16 protein-coding genes and 2 riboswitches are annotated in these 20201 nt (G+C 69.2%); of the genes, 7 read left to right on the forward strand and 9 right to left on the reverse strand.

Annotated features, from left to right (window positions below):
* Nucleotides 1–247: 247 nt before the first annotated feature.
* Genes B9C99_RS23650 through B9C99_RS23665 form a run of 4 tightly spaced genes read right to left on the reverse strand, consistent with a single transcriptional unit; the run spans nt 248 to nt 6049 of the window.
* Nucleotides 248–1201 (reverse strand): cobalamin biosynthesis protein, encoded by a 954-nt coding sequence (locus B9C99_RS23650; RefSeq protein ID WP_059384581.1) that lies wholly within the window; start codon nt 1199–1201, stop codon nt 248–250.
* Complete coding sequence (locus tag B9C99_RS23655) at nt 1183–3558, reverse strand: cobyrinate a,c-diamide synthase (protein ID WP_088899562.1); 2376 nt, start codon at nt 3556–3558, stop codon at nt 1183–1185. Before B9C99_RS23655 ends, B9C99_RS23650 begins: the two co-directional genes overlap by 19 nt.
* Nucleotides 3555–4169, reverse strand: a complete 615-nt coding sequence (gene cobO, locus B9C99_RS23660; RefSeq protein ID WP_059384580.1) for a cob(I)yrinic acid a,c-diamide adenosyltransferase — start codon at nt 4167–4169, stop codon at nt 3555–3557. Before cobO ends, B9C99_RS23655 begins: the two co-directional genes overlap by 4 nt.
* The gene (locus B9C99_RS23665) at nt 4169–6049 is read right to left on the reverse strand and encodes a VWA domain-containing protein (protein WP_253250186.1); all 1881 of its coding nucleotides are present in this window, start codon (nt 6047–6049) and stop codon (nt 4169–4171) included. The genes cobO and B9C99_RS23665 overlap by 1 nt, the downstream gene beginning before the upstream one ends.
* 34 nt (nt 6050–6083) lie before the next feature.
* A riboswitch (cobalamin riboswitch) is annotated at nt 6084–6280 on the reverse strand.
* Between the two features lie 41 nt (nt 6281–6321).
* Between B9C99_RS23665 and cbiE the strand changes: the two genes are divergently transcribed.
* From cbiE to B9C99_RS23685, 4 genes are all read left to right on the forward strand, one after another.
* Entirely contained in the window at nt 6322–7542 is a 1221-nt protein-coding gene (cbiE, locus tag B9C99_RS23670; RefSeq protein ID WP_088899547.1) for a precorrin-6y C5,15-methyltransferase (decarboxylating) subunit CbiE, read from the forward strand.
* Complete coding sequence (locus B9C99_RS23675) at nt 7539–8300, forward strand: SAM-dependent methyltransferase (protein ID WP_088899548.1); 762 nt, start codon at nt 7539–7541, stop codon at nt 8298–8300. Before cbiE ends, B9C99_RS23675 begins: the two co-directional genes overlap by 4 nt.
* 158 nt (nt 8301–8458) lie before the next feature.
* Nucleotides 8459–9889 carry an MFS transporter gene (locus tag B9C99_RS23680; RefSeq protein WP_088899549.1) on the forward strand — a complete coding sequence of 477 codons (1431 nt, stop codon included), beginning with the start codon at nt 8459–8461 and terminating at the stop codon, nt 9887–9889.
* On the forward strand, nt 9890–10438 hold the full coding sequence (locus B9C99_RS23685) for a TetR/AcrR family transcriptional regulator (RefSeq protein ID WP_088899550.1): 549 nt from the start codon (nt 9890–9892) through the stop codon (nt 10436–10438).
* Here B9C99_RS23685 and B9C99_RS23690 read toward each other — a convergent pair.
* The 3 genes from B9C99_RS23690 to B9C99_RS23700 are packed head-to-tail and all read right to left on the reverse strand — an operon-like array spanning nt 10393 to nt 13597.
* The gene (locus tag B9C99_RS23690) at nt 10393–11964 is read right to left on the reverse strand and encodes a precorrin-2 C(20)-methyltransferase (protein WP_088899551.1); all 1572 of its coding nucleotides are present in this window, start codon (nt 11962–11964) and stop codon (nt 10393–10395) included. The two genes, B9C99_RS23685 and B9C99_RS23690, sit on opposite strands and share 46 nt — an antisense overlap.
* Nucleotides 11961–12611 (reverse strand): precorrin-8X methylmutase, encoded by a 651-nt coding sequence (locus B9C99_RS23695; protein WP_016691521.1) that lies wholly within the window; start codon nt 12609–12611, stop codon nt 11961–11963. Before B9C99_RS23695 ends, B9C99_RS23690 begins: the two co-directional genes overlap by 4 nt.
* The gene (locus tag B9C99_RS23700; protein ID WP_172415073.1) at nt 12608–13597 is read right to left on the reverse strand and encodes a cobalamin biosynthesis protein CobG; all 990 of its coding nucleotides are present in this window, start codon (nt 13595–13597) and stop codon (nt 12608–12610) included. The genes B9C99_RS23695 and B9C99_RS23700 overlap by 4 nt, the downstream gene beginning before the upstream one ends.
* A 118-nt stretch (nt 13598–13715) precedes the next feature.
* A riboswitch (cobalamin riboswitch) is annotated at nt 13716–13908 on the forward strand.
* Between the two features lie 52 nt (nt 13909–13960).
* Between B9C99_RS23700 and cobN the strand changes: the two genes are divergently transcribed.
* Together cobN and cobF are read left to right on the forward strand one after the other, a co-directional pair.
* Nucleotides 13961–17560, forward strand: a complete 3600-nt coding sequence (gene cobN / locus B9C99_RS23705) for a cobaltochelatase subunit CobN (protein WP_088899563.1) — start codon at nt 13961–13963, stop codon at nt 17558–17560.
* A complete protein-coding gene (cobF, locus tag B9C99_RS23710; protein ID WP_088899553.1) occupies nt 17557–18303 on the forward strand; it encodes a precorrin-6A synthase (deacetylating) in 747 nt (248 codons plus the stop codon). Before cobN ends, cobF begins: the two co-directional genes overlap by 4 nt.
* Here the strand turns inward: cobF and B9C99_RS23715 are convergent.
* Both B9C99_RS23715 and B9C99_RS25985 read right to left on the reverse strand, forming a co-directional pair.
* Nucleotides 18286–19077, reverse strand: a complete 792-nt coding sequence (locus B9C99_RS23715; RefSeq protein WP_088899554.1) for a class I SAM-dependent methyltransferase — start codon at nt 19075–19077, stop codon at nt 18286–18288. The genes cobF and B9C99_RS23715 overlap by 18 nt on opposite strands.
* Before the next feature lie 59 nt (nt 19078–19136).
* Nucleotides 19137–19274: a hypothetical protein gene (locus B9C99_RS25985; RefSeq protein ID WP_016691526.1), complete on the reverse strand. Its 138-nt coding sequence runs from the start codon at nt 19272–19274 to the stop codon at nt 19137–19139.
* Nucleotides 19275–19399: 125 nt separating this feature from the next.
* Here B9C99_RS25985 and B9C99_RS23725 point away from each other — a divergent pair, with 125 nt between their 5' ends.
* On the forward strand, nt 19400–20200 hold the full coding sequence (locus tag B9C99_RS23725) for an SDR family oxidoreductase (RefSeq protein WP_088899556.1): 801 nt from the start codon (nt 19400–19402) through the stop codon (nt 20198–20200).
* Nucleotide 20201: the final 1 nt, after the last annotated feature.

Genomic DNA, 20201 nt, shown 5'->3' on the forward strand with positions numbered 1-20201 from the left:
GCACGCTACCGAACCGGCGTTGTCGTTGACCGGCTCGAGCGAAACAGCATAGTATCCAGCACGACTCGTTGATCACTACGTCTACTGCAGAGCCGATCCGAAGTCCACCACTCCACGGGGCACTATCTCTACGAATCGCACGAACAGTAACCGGAGTTACGTATTCGGGCAGAACGAACACGGATTCACCCCGAAATTTCACCCTCGGAACGGAATTGTCCGTCGAGGCGGGGAAATACCGAGCAGATTATCGACGACGTGCGAGTGAGACGGCGACAGCCGTCGCCACGGATCCGGTTCCGACCTTCGAGGCGAGTCGCGCGGTCCGGCCGATATCCTCCGGGACCGGCGCGGGTCCGTCGCCGAGCGTGCCGCGATCCTCGACCACTCCGTGATACATGTTCGTGCCGCCGAGCCGGAGACCGAGAGCGCCGGCGAACGCCGCCTCGACCGGACCGGCATTAGGGCTCGGATGCTTACGGGCGTCCCGACGCCACGCCCGGATCGCACCCCGGCCGTCGTCACCGAGTGCGACGGCCAACAGGGCGGTGAGGCGAGCGGGGACGAGGTTGAGCACGTCGTCGAACCGGGCCGAAGCCCACCCGAACCGTTCGAGTCGCGGGGTGCGGTGGCCGACGCGTGCGTCGAGGGTGTTCGCGGCCCGGTACGCGAGCAGGCCGGCCGGACCGAGCAGCGCACCCCACCACAGCGGCGCGACGACGGCGTCGGAGGTGTTCTCGGCGACCGACTCGATCGTGGCGCGCGCGATCCCGTTCTCGTCGAGTCGCGACGGGTCGCGGCCCACCAGGTGGGTCACCTGTTGCCGCGCCGCGGCGAGGTCGCCGTCGCGGAGCTGAGCGTCGATCGTCCGGGCCTCGAATCCGAGGGAGCGGCCACCGAGCACGGTCCAGGTGGCCAGCGCCGTGACCGCGACCGACAGCACCGGACGACCGCGGGTCGCGCGGTCGGCGACGTATCCCAACGCCCCGGCGGAGCCGACCAGCAGCGAGGTGAACACCACCCCGGCAGCGCGGTGGTCGCCATACAGCCGGCCTTCGGCGGCGCGCGCCAGCTTCCCGAAGCCGCTCACGGGATGCCACCGCTGCGGGTCGCCGACGAGTTGGTCGGCAGCGTAGCCGAGCGCCAGTCCGAGTGCCCTCTGTTTTCCGGGTGCGCTGCGCTTCACAGGATCGTCCTCCATGCTTCGACGAGCACCGTCGTGGTCGCCGCGTCGCGCACTGCGATCCGCACCCAGTCGTCACCGAGGCCGGGGAAGGTGTCTCCGCGACGCAGCGCGAACCCCTTCTGCCGCAGTTTCTCCCGAGTTCCTTCGGGTACTTCCGCCAGCACGAACGGGGCCGTCGCGGGGGAGACCACGTGGATTCCGAGTCCGGTGAGGGCGTCGACGAGGACCTCCCTGTCTCCGGCGATCTCGTGCGCGATCACGTCGGTCTCGCGTACTGCGTCGTCGGATGCGCACGCGATCATCGCAGCCGCTGCGGGGGTGGACACCGACCAGGGCGGTTGCTGCACGGCGAGATCCGCGAGCACCGCGGCGTCGCCGACCACGTATCCAGCTCGCAGGCCGGGGATCGCCCACGTCTTGGTGAGCGACCGCAGCACCACGAGTCCCGGAACGAACTGTCCCGTCAACGATTCGGCTTCGCCGGGAACGGCGTCCATGAACGCCTCGTCGACCACGACGACGCGTCCCGGTCGGGTCAGTGCCAGGAGCGTGTCGGCCGGATGCAGGACCGAGGTGGGATTCGTCGGGTTGCCGACGATCACCAGGTCGGCGTCCTCCGGGATCACACCCGGATCGAGGACGAACCCGTCGTCGCGGCGCAACACCACCCGCGTGACACGATGTCCGGCGGCCAGCAGTGCGGCCTCGGGTTCGGTGAACTGCGGGTGCACCACCACCGGTTTCCGCCATGCCCGCGCCCGGGCGAGCAACGTGAACGCCTCGGCACCCCCGGCCGTCGGGAGGACCTCGTCGTTGCTGCGGCCGTGACGATCGGCGAGGGCGGCGCGTGCACCGCTCGGGTCGGGATAGCGCGCGAGATCGTCCAGCGAGGCACGCAGGGCGTCGTCGAGCCAAGCCGGTCGAGGTCGGCGCGAGACGTTGACGGCGAGGTCGACCAGCCCTTCGGTCGCGTCGCGGTCGCCGTGATGATGCAGATCGGGTTCGTGTGTTCGACGACGTGCCGGTGCCGAGGTGGGTTCGGGTGCGGGTTCCGCCGCCCGCGCGGCGTCCGCGAACCGTCGTGCGAGATCGGGATGTCCGGCCCAGTGCGTGTGCAGGTACGACGCATGCACCGTCGCGGTGGCGACGCCGTCCGGCCGGCCGTCGAGCAGCCACGCGGGAGAGGCGCCGGGGTCGATCGCGGTGCGGTGGAATTCGTGACCGGTGACGCGGGTGCCGGCGGGAGCGAGCAGGGTGTCCTGCGGTGCGATCGCGGTGCGGTAGCCGAGGGTCAGGCGCGAGGTCATCCGTGCCGACGTGTCGAGGGCGCCGACCATCCCGTGTCCGTCGACCTCGCGCCCCAGATAGAGCAGACCGGCGCACTCGGCGACGGTTGGAACTCCCGCCGCGATCGCGGCGCGCAGGTGCGTGCGCAGGGGGAGGTTCGCGGCGAGGTCGGCGGCGTGCACCTCGGGGAACCCGCCGCCGAGGTAGATACCTGCGGTGCCGGCGGGTAGTCGTTCGTCGCGCAGGGGATCGAAGGTCACCGGTCGGCATCCGTGTGCGCGCAGGAGTTCCTCGGTCTCGGTGTAGCGGAAGGTGAAGGCACGGCCTCCGGCGACAGCGATCACCGGACCGTCCTCGGTGGACGTGCCCGGTGACCACGGCGTCGCCGGCAGGTCGGGTGCTGCCGAGGCGATACCGAGGATGTCGGCGAGGTCGATGCGTTCGGCGATCTGCGCGGCAAGCCGATCCACCTGCGCGGTCGCCTCGTCGCGTTCCTCGGCGGGCACCAGGCCGAGATGGCGCGACGGAACGGTGATGCCGTCGTCGCGACCGAGCACGCCGATCACCGGGATGCCGGTCGGTTCGAGTGCGCGGATCACCTCGTCCGAATGTCGCTGCGATCCGGCCTTGTTCAGGATCACGCCGGCGATCCGCGTGCCGCGGTCGTAGGACGCCATGCCGTGCACGATCGCCGCGATCGACCGGGAGGCGTGCGAGACGTCGACGACGAGGATCACCGGTGCGGACAGCAGGGCCGCGGTGTGGGCGGTGGACGCGTACCCGTCGGTGCCGATCATCCCGTCGTACAACCCCATGACACCTTCGATCACGGCGATGTCCGCATCGGCGGCGCCGTGCAGGAAGAGGGGAGCGACGAGGTCCTCGCCGACGAGATGCGGGTCGAGGTTGCGGCCGGGTCGGCCGGTGGCGAGCGAGTGGTAGCCGGGATCGATGTAGTCGGGACCGATCTTGTGGCCCGACACGACGTGCCCGGCGCGGCGCAGTGCCGCCATGAGACCCGTGGCGACGGTGGTCTTCCCGTGCCCGGATGCCGGTGCGGCGACGACTACACGTGGAACTCTCACCACTCGATCCCTCGCTGGCCCTTCTGACCCGCATCCATCGGATGCTTGACCTTCGTCATCTCCGTCACCAGGTCGGCGACCTCGACGAGCTTCGGGTGCGCCCGCCGCCCCGTGATCATGACGTGCTGGCGTCCCGGCCGAGAGGTCAGCGTATCGACGACCTCGTCGATGTCGACCCATCCCCACGCGATCGGATAGGTGAACTCGTCCAGCACGTACAGGCCGTGCTCCTCCGCGGCGAGGCGTCGCTGGATCTCGCGCCATCCGGCGAGGGCGTCGGCAGCGTGGTCCTCCTCGGTGCCCTCCTTGCGCGACCACGACCATCCGGATCCCATCTTGTGCCACTCGATGGGTCCGCCGGTGCCGCGCTCGTCGTGCAGGTCGGCGAGGGTCTCGAAGGCGGTCTGCTCGCCGAGGCGCCACTTGGCGGACTTGACGAACTGGAAGACGGCGACCGACCAGCCCTGGTTCCAGCCCCGCAGCGCGAGACCGAATGCGGCCGTGGACTTACCTTTTCCGTCACCGGTGTTGACCATCAGCAGCGGCCGGTTGCGGCGCTGGCGGGTCGTGAGACCGTCGTCGGGTACGACGGTGGGCTGTCCCTTCGGCATCAGGCGGCCCTCTCCCGAACGATTCCGGTCAGTGCCTCAGCATCGACCTCGCCGACGGGTACGTAGTCGGCGCCGAGGCGTTCGGCGAGACGGGCCGCGAGACCCATCCGGAAACGTCCCGTCTCGGAATCCACCACGACGGAGGAGATTCCCTGTGCGGCAATGACGTCCGCGGTGTCGAGCGAGCGCTGCACGGCGTCCGGTCCGGCGGTGGCGCGACCGTCCGTGACCACGACGAGCAGGGCGCGTCGTCGCGGATCCCGCAGCGAATGGCGCCGGATGATCTCGGCCGCTTCGATCAGGCCCTCCGCCAGCGGGGTCCGCCCACCGGCGGGGAGTTCGCGTAGCCGTGCGGCGGCCACGTCCACCGAATTCGTCGGCGGGAGTGCGACGGTCGCGCCGGCGCCGCGGAAGGTCACGAGGCCGACGGTGTCGCGACGGCGGTACGCGTCGAGCAGCAGCGACAGGACGGCGGTCTTGACCTGCACCATCCGGTTGCGTGCGGCCATCGACCCGGATGCGTCGACGCAGAGCAGAACGAGATTGGTCTCGCGACCTTCGACGATCTTGCGGCGCACCTGCCGATCCTGATCGGCAAAGGCGGTCGCGCGGATCGTGGCGGGGAGGTGGACGGGACCGGAGTCGCCGCGGCGACTGCCCACGGTGCGGCCGATCGTGGTGACCGCCCGCGACCGGCGACCGGCTGCGCCGCGCCCGACCCGATCGACGGAGAACACCCTGGCGCGAAACGGATCCGACGCCGACGCCAGGCTGGTGGACGACCGATCACCCGAGCCGGAGGACGTCTCCGCCGCCGAGCCGTCGGGTGTGCTCTCGCCACCACCGGGATCGTCGTCGGGGCCGGGATCGGGGTCGTCTCCACCGAGAAGTTCGTCGAGCAGATCGTCGCTGCTGGTGGGGGCGTCGAAGGGGTTGCGGCGCCGACGGTGCGGCAGGGCGAGTCGGGCCGCTGCCGCGATGTCCTCGCGTGTCACCTCGAGGCGGTCGTGCCAGGCCGCGTGCGCGATGGCCGTGCGGGCGGTGACCAGGTCGGCACGCATGCCGTCCACATCGAACGCCGCGCACACCTCGGCGATCGAGACCAGCGCGTCGTCGCTCAGTACGACCTGCGGGACGCGTTCGCGCGCGGCGACGACGCGACGCGACCACTCGGCATCCCGATCCGCCCACCGCGCGGTGAATCCGGCCGGATCGGCGTCGAAGGCCATCCGCCGCCGCACGATCTCGGCGCGCACGTGCGGGTCGCGGGGCGCGGCCACATCCACGGCGAGTCCGAAGCGGTCGAGCAACTGCGGGCGAAGCTCACCCTCCTCGGGATTCATCGTTCCGACCAGGACGAATCGGGAGGCGTGCTCGACGGAGACCCCGTCGCGTTCGACGGTCGAGCGACCCATCGCCGCGGCGTCGAGCAGCAGGTCGACCAGGTGGTCGTGCAGGAGATTGACCTCGTCGACGTACAGCACGCCGCGGTGGGCCAGTGCCAGAAGACCGGGTTCGTATTCGGCCGTGCGGTCGGCCAGTGCCTTGCCGAGGTGCAACGCTCCGGTGACGCGATCCTCCGCCGCGCCGACGGGCAGTTCCACCAGTCGCACCGGCCGGACATGCGAGCCCGTAGCGGCCGGATGGGGGCCGTCCGGGCAGGACGGATCGGGGGTGTCCGGATCGCACGAGAACCGGCACTCGTCCACGACGGTGATCTGCGGCAACAGCGCGGCGTGGGCACGCACGGTCGTCGATTTCGCGGTGCCCTTCTCGCCGCGCACGAGCACACCGCCGATCGACGGCGACACCGCACACAGGGTCAGGGCCAGCGCGAGGTCGTCGGAACCGACCACCGCGCCGAACGGATACACATGCACTTCGACCTCCACAGGCTCCCGCTGGGATGTTCTTCGCGGCAAGCTGTTCGAAGGCCGGTATTCGGACTTCCCGGTCGGACGCCGTGCGATCGCCTTCCCGGACCGGACGGTCCAGTGGCTGCGCGGATGCGCATGATCGACGACTCCCGGGTCACCGCAGCGGGCCTGTGCCGGATTCTCACCGGCTTCCCGATTATCCCCGTGAGGGGCACCTTCGATTGCCTTGCCGCGGCCGAGTCTAGGCCATGGCGCGTGGGCTATGGTTCACCGCCATGGGACCGATGCGACAGACGACAGGCATCACCGTTGTCGGAATCGGGGCGGACGGATGGGCGGGCGTGCCGTCAGCCGTCCGGGAACGGATACTCACAGCCGAGGTCCTGCTGGGCGGCCGGCGCCACCTCGACCTGGTGCCCGCCTGCGCAGCGGTGCGCGAAGAGTGGCCGTCGCCGCTCCTGTCCGGACTCGACGACCTCTTCGACCGGCACGCCGGCAAGGACGTCGTCGCGCTCGCATCCGGTGATCCGCTGGTCTCCGGGATCGGTACCACACTGATCCGGCGTCTCGGAGGCGACGCCGTGGAGGTGATCCCGGCGGTCTCGTCGGTGGCGCTGGCCCGCGCACGCATGGGCTGGTCCGCGGAGGAGTGCGAGACGGTCACCGTCGTGGGTCGCGAGATCGATGCCCTGCGCAGAGTTCTGACGCGCGGACGCAAACTCGTCGTCCTCGTCGACGGTGCACGTGTCGCGGATGTTGCGACGCTCCTGGTGGCCGCCGGTTTCGGGAACTCACGGGTTGCGGTGTTGTCGCATCTCGGTGCTGCGGACGAGTCCCGGATCGATGCGAAGGCGGCCCATCTGACCGATACGGGCGTCCGGTCTCTGAGTCTGATGTGCGTCGAGGTCGACGGACCGGCAGGACTGTCGACTGTGCCCGGTCTCGACGACTCCCTGTTCGAGCACGACGGACAGCTCAGCAAGCGGACCGTGCGTGTCGCGGCGGTGTGCGCACTCGCACCGCGACCGGGAGAGTTGCTGTGGGACGTCGGTGCGGGAGCCGGGTCCGTCGGAATCGAATGGGCGCGAACCGATCCGCGCTGTCGTACTCTCGCGATCGAGAAGGACGAGAGGCGCGCCGGCGCGATCGAGCGCAATGCCGCCGCTCTGGGAGTGCCGTCGACCGTGCGCGTCGTCCGTGGTGCCGCTCCCGCCGCGCTCGACGGACTCCCGGTGCCCGACGCGATCTTCGTCGGCGGGGGAGGAAGTCGTGAGGGTGTGCTCGACACGTGTTGGGACGCATTGCCTCCCGGCGGTCGGCTCGTCGCGCACGCGGTGACGCTGGAGACCGAGGCCGGCCTCGTGCAGTGGTGGAAGACGCACGGCGGTGAACTCACCCGTCTGTCCGTCGAACACGCAGATCCCATAGGAACATTCACCGGCTGGCGTGCGCAGCGACCGGTCGTGCAGTGGAGCGCAGTGAAAGGCGAACGATGACCGTCCATTTCGTCGGATCCGGACCCGGAGCGGCCGACCTGCTCACGCTGCGAGCGGTGAACCTGCTCCGCGAGGTCCCGGTCGTGCTGTACGCCGGTACCTATCTCGATGCCGAGACCCTCTCGCACTGCCGTGACGACGCCGAACTGATCGACACACAACACCTGGACCTCGACGAGATCACCGCCCACCTCGTCGACGCGCACCGGTGTGGCCTCGACGCCGTGCGACTGTGCTCCGGCGACCCGTCGCTGTACTCGGCGCTCACCGAACAGACGCGACGACTCGACGCCGCAGGCGTGCCCTGGGACGTCACGCCCGGTGTGCCCGCCTACGCCGCGGCGGCCGCGGCACTCGGCACCGAACTGACCGTTCCCGAACTCGTGCAGACGGTCGTGCTGACCCGCACGCAGGCCCGGTCGACGGCGATGCCCGACACCGAGGCTCTGACGCGGGTCGCGGGGATCCGGGCGAGTCTCGTCCTGCACCTGGCGATCACCCGCATCCGTGTCCTGGCCGAAGAACTCACTGCCGAATACGGCGCCGATTGTCCCGTCGCGGTGGTCGCGTTCGCGTCGCGGCCGAACCAGGTCGTGCTGCGCGGCACCCTCGCCGACATCGCCGACGGTGTCGAAGCCGCGGGACTGAAGCACACCGCGGTCATCGTCGTCGGACACGCTCTCGGCGTGCGTGAACGGCCGGATGTGGCCTGCTCGCATCTCTACGACCCCGCCCGCGAGCGCCCCGGTCTCGGATAGTTCCCTCCTTGCGCGCCGAACCGGGGTTCGCCCCGGTTGCAGCAGCGGCGAACCCCGGTTCACCGCGCGAACCTGTTGACAACCCCGGGGTGAACACCGTTCACTCGATCATCGGGTGAACGGTGTTCACCCCGCGGGGTGGCAACGGAGATGGGGACATGGGACGAACGACACCGGCGTCGGGCACGACGATCACGACGCTGCTGAGCCTGGCGGGTCTCGTCGTGGCTCTCCAGACCACGCTGGTCATTCCGCTGCTTCCGGACTTCCCCGAGATCCTCGACGTCTCCGCCGGCGCCGCGACGTGGCTGGTGACCATCACGCTGCTGACCGGAGCGGTGGCGACCCCCATCGTCTCGCGGTCGGCCGACATGTTCGGCAAGCGCCGAATGATGGTGCTGTCGCTGGCGATGATGGTCGTGGGGTCGCTGATCGCCGCGCTCGGCGGGAGCTACATCGCCGTCCTCGTCGGCCGCGCGCTGCAGGGCTTCTCCTCGGCGCTCATCCCGGTGGCCATGGCCGTGCTGCGCGACCTGCTGCCTCGAGAGAAGGTCGCGGGCGCAGTGGCACTGACCAGCGCCACGATGGGCATCGGTGGCGCCCTGGGTCTACCGGCAGCGGGCATTCTCTACGACACCCTGGGATGGGCCTCGGTCTTCTACGTCTCGGCGGCTGCCGGTGTGCTCCTGCTGGTCGGCATCCTCGTCACGGTTCCGGCGGGCGCCTCGGGCACCCGGGGCCGCTTCGACCTCGTCGGCGCGGTGCTGTTGTCGCTCGCACTCGTGGCGCTGCTGCTCGGGATCTCGAAGGGACCGGTCTGGGGATGGTCGAGTCCGCAGACCCTCGTGAGCCTCGGGGCGGCCGCCGTCGTCCTCGCGATCTGGGTCCCGTACGAACTGCGCGTTCCCATCCCCATGGTGGATCTGCGCGTCTCGTCGCGTCGGCCTGTTCTGCTCACCAACATCGCCGGACTCTTCGTCGGCTTCGCGGCGTATGCGAACACCCTCTCCACGACGCAGCAACTGCAACTTCCGGAGATCACCGGCTTCGGATTCGGTCTCAGTGCGGCGACCGCAGGTCTGTGCATGGTTCCGGGTGGACTCACGATGCTCGTCGTCTCCCCGCTGTCGGCCCGCATGACCGCACGATTCGGCGGCCGCACCACTCTCCTGGCTGCGGGACTGCTCATGACCGTGGCCTACGGATTCCGCATGACCTTCGACGACACCGTCGCACTCATCGTCATCGGTAGCGTCCTCGTCAGCATCGGCAACGCGATGGCCTTCGCGACCATGCCGGCGTTGATCATGGGTGCCGTCCCGCTCTCGGAGACCGCAGCGGCCAACGGACTCAACAGCCTGCTGAGGACGATCGGATCGTCGAGCATGAGCGCGGTGGTCGCGGCACTGGTCGCCGGGCTCACCATGGAAGTCGCCGGGACGGTCTTCCCGGCCCACAGCGCCTTCGTGGCGATGTTCGGGATCGCCGGCGTCGCGACGTTCTCCGCTAGCCTGGCAGCCATGTTCCTTCCGAGACACCGACCGTCGACGACGAGCGTCGCAGGCGCATCCGTGGAGGCGAAGGCGTAGGTGACCGAGCGAACCACCCGCGACGTCATCCTCGACGCCGCACGACCGCTGTTCGCCGAGCGCGGATTCAACGGCACCACGATCAGGGACGTCGCCGAAGCAGCCGGTGTCTCACCGGCTCTCGTGATGAAACTGACCGGCAGCAAGGCCGAGCTCTTCCAGGCAGCAGCTCCGGACTCGCCCGGACTCGCCGAAGCCACGCGTCACGACGAGCCGGTCGGGTACCGGATGGTGCGTGCGGTCGTCGAGCGACGGGATACGGACGACTACGACTTCTGGGCGATGGCACCCTTCCTGATCCGTGAGGCAGCGGATCCGGCTGTGGCGCGCGCGCGGACGAACGAGCGGGTCGTCGCCCGCATCGCGGCACTGATCGGGGACGAATCGGCAGGGCTGGTGCGCTCGCAGATGGTCGTCACCCTCCTGCTGGGATTGGCGGGCAGCCTGAGGACGTTCGAGTTGCTGCCGCGTGACGAGATGCCCAGCGAGTCGCTGATCGAGACCTACGGCCGGCTCGTCCAGTCGGTCGTCGACGATCCCGCACTCTGACCGTCCACCGACCGTTTCGTCCACACCGCGCCGGTCGGTGTCACGGAGGTGCCCGCAGCGCCGACGATGAGCAGGCACTTCATGTCGATGTTCGCCGGATCCAGTTTCTCGAGTGTCGTGACCTCGAGCGACTCACCGGGCCGTCCCACATCGCGCCCGATCACGACGACGGTGTCGGCCGGACGATGCTTCAGCAGTACCGTTCTCGCATCCGCGACCTGCGTGGTCCGAGACCGGGACGCCGGGTTGTAGATGCCCAGGACGAGATCGGCCTCCGACACCGCAGCCAACCGCTTCTCGATCACGTCCCACGGCTTGAGTCGATCCGACAGGCTCATCACCGCGAAGTCGCCGCCGATCGGGGCGCCGGCACGCGCCGCGACGGCCTGCACCGCGGAGACACCCGGCAGGACGCGGATCGGCACCGACGCGTAGGCATCGTCCTGCGCGGCCTCGAACACCGCCGACGCCATGCCGAACACCCCGGCGTCACCACCGGAGACCACCGCGACCTTCTCACCCGCCAAGGCGAGGTCGAGAGCGAATCGCGCACGGTCGACCTCGACGGTGTTACCACTCGAATGACGGTGCAGGCCGGGACGTACCGGGACGCGGTCGACATACGGTCCGTATCCGACGACGTGATCGACCTTCGCGAGTGCGTCGGCGGCCTCGGCGGTCAGCCACTTCTCGTCCGCGGGACCCAACCCGACGACGAACAGTTCGTTCGCCTCCGGATGTGTCACCTCGGCCGCTACGGAGGGCCGTGATCGGTCGGCGACGGCGCGATTCCTCGGCGAGCGGTCACCGGCCGTGAGGATCACCGAGAAGTACGGCACCGCGTCGGCGTCGACCTCGGTGACCGGCAGGATACGTTGCCGATCCATCGACGCGCGTTCGACATAGACGGCGTCGTCGAGGCGACCGGACTGGGCGAGAGCTTCCCGGACTGCGGGAAACGTCCTGCCCAGCTTCATGATCGCCGCGCCGTCGGTGTCGGCGAGTCGCCGTGCGAGTTCCGGGGCGGGCAACGTGCCGGGCAGGATGGTGAGGACATCGGTGCGGCGCACCATCGGTTCGGCGGCCGCAGCAGATGCGGCGGACACCGACGTCACCCCCGGCACCACTTCCGTCGGGTATCGCGGAGCGAGACGGTCGTGCAGGTACATGTACGAGCCGTAGAACAGGGGGTCGCCTTCGCAGAGCACGACGACGGTGCGTCCCGCGTCGAGGTGGACGGCCAGCCGGGCGGCGGACTCGTCGTAGAAATCGGCGATCGCACCGTCGTAGCCGCCCGGGTGATCGGTGGTGCCCGTCGTCACCGGGTACACGAGCAGTTCCTCGATCACCCCGTCCGGGATCAGGTCGGCGGCGATCGACCGGGCGATGGAGCGGCCGTGCGTGCCGGAATAGTAGGCGAGCACGTCGGCCTCGGCGATCAGCCGCGCGGCCTTGCGTGTGATGAGTTCGGGATCACCGGGACCGAGGCCCACGCCGTAGAACCTGCCTGGCATCGTGTCGCTCATTCCTTCTCCTGGGCAAGTGCATTGATCGCGGACGACGCCATCGCCGACCCGCCGCGGCGCCCCCGCACCACCAGATGGGGGATCTGCAGCGGATGGTCGAGCAGCGCCTCCTTCGACTCCGCGGCGCCGATGAACCCGACGGGAACACCGACGATCGCGGCCGGTCGCGGGGCGCCGTCGTCGAGCATCTCGAGCAGGTGGAACAGGGCCGTCGGGGCATTGCCTATCGCGACGACGGAGCCTTCGAGGCGGTCGGCCCACAACGACACCGCCGCTGCGGAGCGGGTCGTGCCCCACCGCTCGGCGAGTTCGGGGACACGTGGGTCGGCGAGCAGGCACACCACGTCGTTGCCCGCGGGCAGGCGCGTACGGGTGACCCCGGAGGCCACCATGTTCGCGTCGGTGAGGATCGGAGCACCTGCGTTCAGAGCAGTGCGGGCGGACGGAACAAGATCGGAGTGGATCACGAGATCTCGTGCCAGATCGGTCTGCCCGCTTGCATGGATCATCCGGACCGCGACCTTCTCCGCACTCGCAGGAATCGCGGACAGCTCCGACTCGGCGCGGATCGTCGCGAACGACCGGACGTAGATCTCGGCGCCGTCGGTGACGTAGTCGTACCGACGCGGGGGAGGTCGAAGGGTCACGGGGTGCTCCTGGCGAAAACGAGGCGGTGAGGCGAGTGCGGTGCGCCGCAGGCGCGTTCGCATCCGGCGACGTGAATTCGGGAATCGGTGGTATCTCCGGCGACGATCCGGCGAGCCAGCGCTCGGGTGTCACCTCCGGCGAGGCTACACCCGGGCGCTCCCGTGCACGCGGTCACCCGCTGCCACGGTGAATCGGGGATCGTCTCGAAGCCGGTCTCGCGCAGCGCGACGAGATTCGATCCGGACGGAAGTATCAGACCGCGCCAGGGCGTGACGACCACACCGCTATCGGGCAATGCAGCGACCATGGTGGGGGTGAGAATCCCCAGCGGCACCATCACAGACACCGCGTCGCCGATCGTGCCGTACGGCATGGTGAAGGCCCGTGGCCGCGGAGCGGAAACGGTACCGCCGAGTTCCGCTCCCGCACGCGGAAGTTGACGCACGTGCCATACCGACTCGCGAATCTCGACGAAGCGGCGGGCCCGGCGCAGGAGCGTCTCCGGGACCTGGGTGAGCCGTACCGTAGGGCCGGCGAGTCCACCCACGACGATCCGCGCGGTCCCGTCGTCGAGCGCGACGGCGATGAGATCGCACCGCAGCGTCGCGACGTCGCCACGGCCGTCGTCGAGGCCGAACAGGAACCGGCCGGGCAGGTCGGCGAGGACCGGATCGGCGCACAGTCCGGCATCGAGTTCGCGGACGAGAGGCCGGACGTCGGTGAGTCCACCCGCGAGTCCCGACAGCGGCGAGGCGACGATGTTCCGCACCCGTTCGTGGCTCGCCGACGGCAGCAGTCCGGCCGCCGTGACGACTTCGGCCAGTCCGGCGGGGACGGCACCGCACTCGTCGAGTCCGATGCCTCTGAGCTGCAGGTTTCCCCGCGACGTGAGGTGCACGTCGCCATCGGCGTAGGCGATGGCCGCGTCCGACAGTGCTCGGAGCGCCCCGTCGGGTACCTGCCCTCCGGGCACGCGAAGCCGCACCAGCGCGCCGTCCGCCGCGACATGCGGGCGAAGGATTCCGGGGCACCGATCGGGAGGGCGAGAGGGTGGCAGAGCATCCACGGACGCACATGGTTGCACACCTTTCCGGACAGGTGCGCTACTCTCGGTTTGCCGTGGTGCTCGGGAAGCCGGTGGGAAACCGGCGCGGCCCTCGCCACTGTGAGCGGATAGTTGCTCGCCCTCGTCCGTACCGGTCCGCCGGTTCGGAGGCCACTGGAGGAATCCGGGAAGGTCGGCGGAGCAGCGACGACCCGTCAGCCAGGAGACCGGCCACGGCACGTGAGGTCCACGAGGGTTTTGGAGACTGAACATGGCTGTACGCCTGTGTTTTCGGGTTGCGTCGTGACGCGCCTGACTTTGTTGTCGACGTCCGACACCGACCTGCTGTCGGCGCGGTCGAGCGGTGCCGACTGGGTGCTCGGCAACCCGTCGCGCCTCGACGTGTCCACCGAACTGCCCGCTCTGCTCGACGGATCCGCCCTGGTCGTGGTGCGGATCCTGGGTTCCGCCCGCAGCTGGCGATCGGGGCTCGACACCGTGCTCGCCGCGGGTGTCCCGGTGATCGTCCTCGGCGGCGAACAGACCCCGGACGCCGAGCTCATGGAGCATTCGACGGTGCCGATCGGCATCGCTGCCGAAGCGCACCGCTATCTCGCACACGGCGGCCCGGCCAATCTCGGGCAGCTCCACGCCTTTCTGAACGACACCGTGTTGCTCGGCGGTGACGGTTTCGAACCGCCCGCCGAGCTGCCCGAATGGGGTGTGCTCGACCGTCCCGAACCGTCCGGCGGTGCGCGGTTGCCGCGCGTCGGCGTGTTGTTCTACCGAGCCCACCACACCAGCGGAAACGTCCAGTTCGCACACGACCTCGCCGACGCGATCGACGCGACCGGCACGGCTTGTGGTGTGGTGATCCACTGCGCGTCACTGCGCGGTGCGCCCGACGACCTGCTCGCCGAACTCGGCACCCTCGACGCGCTGGTCGTGACGGTGCTGGCTGCCGGGGGCACCAGACCTGCCACCGTGAGCGCGGGAGGCGAGGACGAGGCATGGGACGTCGGAGCGCTCGCCGCGCTCGACATCCCGATCCTGCAGGCCCTGTGCCTAACGTGGAGCCGCGACGACTGGGCGGAATCGGACGACGGTGTGTCACCGCTCGATTCGGCCACGCAGATCGCCGTCCCCGAATTCGACGGACGCATCATCACGGTGCCGTTCTCGTTCAAGGAACTCGACGCCGACGGCCTGCCCCGCTACGTCACCGACCCGGAACGGTGTCGACGCGTCGCCGGTATCGCGTTGGCGCACGCACGATTACGGCATATACCTCCGGCACAGCGCCGGATCGCAGTCATGTTGTCCGCCTATCCGACCAAGCATTCCCGTGTCGGCAATGCCGTCGGCCTCGACACGCCGGTGTCGGCGATCCGGATGCTGCGCGCGCTGCGCGATGCCGGATACGACCTGGGAGACGGCTTCCCCGGCATGGACGTCGAGGACGACACCGAGGCCGGAAACGCCCTCATCCACGCCCTGATCGATGCCGGCGGACAGGACGAGGAATGGCTCACCGCCGAGCAACTCGCCGGAAATCCGGTGCGGGTGACCACCTCCGACTACCTTCGGTGGACCGACGGTCTACCGGCCGAGCTCACCGACGCCATGATCGAAGCGTGGGGACCGGCACCGGGACGGTTGTTCGTCGACGGTGACGCCATCGTGCTGGCGACCCTGCAAGCCGGCAACGTGGTGCTGATGATCCAGCCGCCCCGCGGATTCGGCGAGAATCCGGTGGCGATCTACCACGATCCCGACATGGCACCCTCGCACCACTATCTCGCCGCCTACAAGTGGGTCGAGCACGGCTTCGGTGCCGACGCCGTGGTGCATCTCGGCAAACACGGGTCGATGGAGTGGCTGCCGGGCAAGAACGCGGGTCTGTCCGCCGCCTGCGCGACCGACGCCGCGATCGGGAACCTGCCGCTGATCTACCCGTTCCTCGTCAACGATCCGGGCGAAGGGGCGCAGGCCAAACGCCGCGCGCACGCGACGATCGTCGACCACCTCATCCCGCCCATGGCGCGCGCCGAATCCTACGGCGACATCGCTCGTCTCGAACAGCTACTCGACGAGTACTCGAATATCGCCGCGATGGATCCGGCGAAACTGCCCGCGATCCGGGCGCAGATCTGGACGCTCATCCAAGCGGCGAAGCTGGACCACGATCTCGGACTCGACGACCGCCCGCACGACGCCGAATTCGACGACTTCCTGTTGCACGTCGACGGATGGTTGTGCGAGGTCAAGGACGCGCAGATCCGCGACGGCCTGCACGTCCTCGGCGACGCGCCGACCGGCGAGGCGCGAGTGAATCTCGTGTTGTCGATACTGCGGGCCGCGCAGGTGTGGGGCGGCAGGAGCAACGCCGTCCCGGGTCTGCGCACCGCACTCGGGCTGAAGTCCGATGCTCCGTCGAAGGAGGTCGACGCCGTCGAGAGCGTCGCGCGGTCGCTCGTGCAGGCCATGGAGGACGACGGCTGGAACGCCGGGTCATCTGCACGCATCGTCGAAACCGTGCTCGGCCATCCTGATTCCGAGGTCGCGAGGGTGCTCACCTTCGCTGCCGACGAAGTGGTTCCCCGCCTCGCGGGCACGAGGGCCGAACTCGACGCGGTGCTGCACGCACTCGATGGTGGATACGTCCCGGCCGGTCCGTCCGGCTCACCCTTGCGCGGCCTGGTCAACGTGCTGCCGACCGGGCGCAACTTCTACACCGTCGACCCGAAGGCCGTCCCGAGCCGGCTCGCCTACGACACCGGTGTCGCATTGGCGGACAATCTGATCGGACGGTATCTCGCCGATACCGGGGAGTACCCGCAGTCGGTCGGCCTGTCGGTGTGGGGGACCTCGGCGATGCGCACCGCCGGCGACGACATCGCCGAAGTGCTCGCACTCATCGGTGTGCGGCCGGAATGGGACGCCGAGTCGCGTCGGGTGCGCGAACTGACCGTGATCCCGCTCGAGGAACTCGGCCGGCCCCGCATCGACGTCACCGTCCGGATCTCCGGCTTCTTCCGGGACGCGTTCCCACACGTCATCGGGATGCTCGACGACGCGATCCGCATGGTCGCCGCCCTCGACGAACCCGACGAGCAGAACTACGTGCGAGCCCACGCTCGGCGGGACGAAGCCGAACACGGCGACGCCGACCGTGCGGTGCGGCGCATCTTCGGATCGAAGCCCGGCTCGTACGGAGCCGGCATCCTGCAACTCATCGACTCCGGCAACTGGCGCACCGACGCCGATCTCGCCGAGGTCTACACCGCGTGGGGCGGATTCGCCTACGGGCGCGGTGTGCACGGAGTTGCTGCTGCCGACGACATGCGCACGAACTACCGACGGATCGCCGTGGCGGCGAAGAACACCGACACCCGCGAACACGACATCGCCGACTCCGACGACTACTTCCAGTACCACGGCGGCATGGTCGCGACGGTGCGGGCGCTGACGGGCACCGACCCGAAGGCGTACATCGGCGATTCCACCACCCCCGATGCGGTGCGCACCCGCTCACTGGCGGAGGAGACCGCACGGGTCTTCCGCGCTCGGGTCGTCAACCCGCGGTGGATCGGTGCGATGCGCCGGCACGGCTACAAGGGCGCATTCGAACTCGCCGCGACCGTCGACTACCTGTTCGGCTACGACGCCACCGCCGGTGTCGTCGAGGACTGGATGTACGAGTCGCTCGCACAGAGCTATGCGCTCGACCCGGAGAACCAGCAGTTCCTCCGCGAAGCGAATCCGTGGGCGCTGCGCGGGATCGTCGAACGGCTCACCGAGGCCGCCGATCGCGGGCTGTGGGGCGAACCGGATCCCGAGACGATGAACAGACTGCAGCAGGCCTATCTCGACGTCGAGGGCGATCTCGAGGACCGGGGGTGAGGGTTCGGCTCATCGGGATCGGCCCCGGGGGACCGGACGATCTCACGGTGGCGGCGGTGCGCGCCCTCGAGAGCATCGACGTCTTCCTCGTGCCCGACAAGAAGCGGGGCGTGGACGATCTCGTGGCGGTCCGCGAAGAGATCCTGCGCCGTCACACCTCCGGCTCCCACCGGATGATCGTGGTGCCCGACCCGCCCCGCGACCGGAACCCGGAGCGCTACGGAGACGAGGTGCGCGACTGGCACGCCGCCCGCGCGGAGGCGTACGAGACCGTTCTGCTCGAACAGGTTCGGGAGGACGAGGCGGTCGGCTTCCTGGTCTGGGGGGATCCGAGCCTGTACGACAGCACGATCCGCGTCGTCGAACGCATCCTCGAACGTGGGAGGGCGCGGTTCGACTACGACGTCCTTCCCGGTATCAGCAGCGTGCAACTGCTCGCGGCCCGACATCGTCTCGTGCTCAACACCATCGGCGGGCCGATCACCGTGACGACCGGTCGTCGGTTGCTTCGGGACGTCGCAGAGGGTGCGTCGAACATCGTGGTGATGCTCGACGGCGGCCTTGCCTGCGCCGACCTCGAGGGGACGTGGAGCATCTGGTGGGGTGCGAATCTGGGAACCGACGACGAAGAACTCGTCGCGGGCAAGCTTGCCGAGGTGCTTCCCGCGATCCGTGAGGCCCGTGTCCGGGCCAAGCAGGCCCGCGGCTGGGTAATGGACACCTATCTACTGCGGGGAGGGTGAGTTCCGTTCGTCCGGAACCGTTCCCCGCGCATACCAGGCGCGGGCGTCGAGCGAGAACGGTCCGGACGGAAGAGCAGCACGGCAGGCGTCACGCACTGCGACGCGGTGCCTTTCGGACATCGAGACCAGGTGCCGACCGGCCGGTCCCACACCGAACGTGAAGGGCTCCCAGAAGTCGGAGAAATCGGCGTAATCGGCGCGCGCGGACAGGGCGCCGCCGACCACCTCGTGCAGACCCGCCCGCCGAAACCGCTCGGCGATGTCGCCCTCGCTGGTACCGGGCAGTGTCCTCTCACCCGGAGTGCCGGGCTCGACCGTTCCCACTGCGGTCCAGAAGACGCGGAGCATCGTCATCCCGCCGGCCGTGGTGTCCCACATGCACGCGGCGACGGTGCCGCCCGGACGGGTCACCCGCACCATCTCCCGCACACCCAGTTCGGGATCGTTCATGAATCCGAGAACCAACGATGCCAGGGTGACGTCGAACGTTCCGTCCGGCCACGGCAGGTTCTCGGCCACCCCGACGCGGACGTCGATCTCCGGTGCGATCTGCCGGCACGCCGCCGCGAACTGGGGAGCGGGGTCGATCGCTGCGACGTTCGCTGCGCCGACCCGGGCGACCAGTTCACGGGTGAGCCCACCCGGTCCGCATCCCACGTCGCAGACCCGATGCCCGCCCCTTACCCCACCCGCGTCCGCCAGGGCGGGCGCGAGCGTCGCTGCGTAGCGGCCCATGAAGCGGTTGTACTGTTCGGCCGGTTCGGCGAACTGCATGTACTCAACCTATCGGCCCGATCGGTGGCCTCGTGGCCGTTCACATCGTCCGGATCGGGTCACTTCTCGTCGTCGTCCGAACGCTCGACCACCTCGGGGGCGTTCTCCCGGGTCGCCATGCCGCCGTTACGACCGTGATCGACCGGACCCGGCGGGTCCTTGCGCACCTCGTCGTCCTTCTTCTTCGACGTCGTCACTTCTACCTCCGTACGCTGGGCCGACTCGTGTCCGGGCGGATACCCGAAGACGTGCACGCGCACACTTCGGGTGGCGTCGGGTCGCCGGACCGGATTGACTGGACCCAACGACACGAGGAGGCAGCATGCAGATCCGTGACAGGGTTTTCGTCGTCACCGGTGGAGGCAACGGGATCGGACGCGACGTCGTCCTCGAACTCCTCGTGCGTGGGGCGCGGGTCGCGGCGGTCGACCTCCGCGCCGAGGCTCTCGACGGCACCCGTGCCCTGGTGGTCGCGTACGACGACCGTCTGACCACCCACACGGTCGACGTTTCCGATCGCGCCGCCGTCGAAGCCCTGGTGGGCGAGGTGACCGCAGCACACGGGCAGGTCGACGGGGTCGCCAACGTCGCCGGCATCATCCAGAAGTTCGTCCCGTTCGCCGACCTGCCGTACGACGAGATGAACAAGGTCCTCGACGTCGACTACTGGGGCGTCGTGCACATGTGCAAGGCATTCCTCCCCGAGCTGCTGAGCCGGCCCGAGGCAAGCCTGCTCAATGTGTCGAGCATGGGTGCCTTCGTGCCGGTGCCGGGCCAGTCGGTCTACGGCGCGAGCAAAGCGGCGGTCAAGCTGCTCACCGAAGGTCTGTATGCCGAACTGCGCACGACGAAGGTCGCGGTGACGCTGGTGTTCCCCGGCGCCGTCCGCACCGGCATCGCCGAGAACTCCGGTGCCGCGATCCCGGGACGCAGCACCGACGCCTCCGTCAGGATCACCTCGTCCGCCGAGGCCGCCCGCAGGATCGCGGACGCGATCGAGAAGGGCACCTTCCGGGTGTGCATCGGCAAGGACGCGACGATGCTCGACCTGCTCGCCAGGCTCATGCCGCGTCGCAGCATCGAGTTCCTGGCGAAGAAGATGGGTTCGCTCGTCGAGCGCTGAC

The organism is Rhodococcus sp. BUPNP1, assembly GCF_002215235.1.
Taxonomy (GTDB): Bacteria; Actinomycetota; Actinomycetes; order Mycobacteriales; family Mycobacteriaceae; genus Rhodococcus.

Bases quoted from the DNA above. Each gene is read 5' to 3' on its own strand.
- B9C99_RS23650 (WP_059384581.1), bottom strand. From the start codon at position 1,201: ATGGAGGACGATCCTGTGAAGCGCAGCGCACCCGGAAAACAGAGGGCA.
- cobO (WP_059384580.1), bottom strand. From the start codon at position 4,169: ATGCCGAAGGGACAGCCCACCGTCGTACCCGACGACGGTCTCACGACC.
- cbiE (WP_088899547.1), top strand. From the start codon at position 6,322: ATGGGACCGATGCGACAGACGACAGGCATCACCGTTGTCGGAATCGGG.
- B9C99_RS23675 (WP_088899548.1), top strand. From the start codon at position 7,539: ATGACCGTCCATTTCGTCGGATCCGGACCCGGAGCGGCCGACCTGCTC.
- B9C99_RS23680 (WP_088899549.1), top strand. From the start codon at position 8,459: ATGGGACGAACGACACCGGCGTCGGGCACGACGATCACGACGCTGCTG.
- B9C99_RS23690 (WP_088899551.1), bottom strand. From the start codon at position 11,964: ATGAGCGACACGATGCCAGGCAGGTTCTACGGCGTGGGCCTCGGTCCC.
- B9C99_RS23715 (WP_088899554.1), bottom strand. From the start codon at position 19,077: ATGCAGTTCGCCGAACCGGCCGAACAGTACAACCGCTTCATGGGCCGC.
- B9C99_RS23725 (WP_088899556.1), top strand. From the start codon at position 19,400: ATGCAGATCCGTGACAGGGTTTTCGTCGTCACCGGTGGAGGCAACGGG.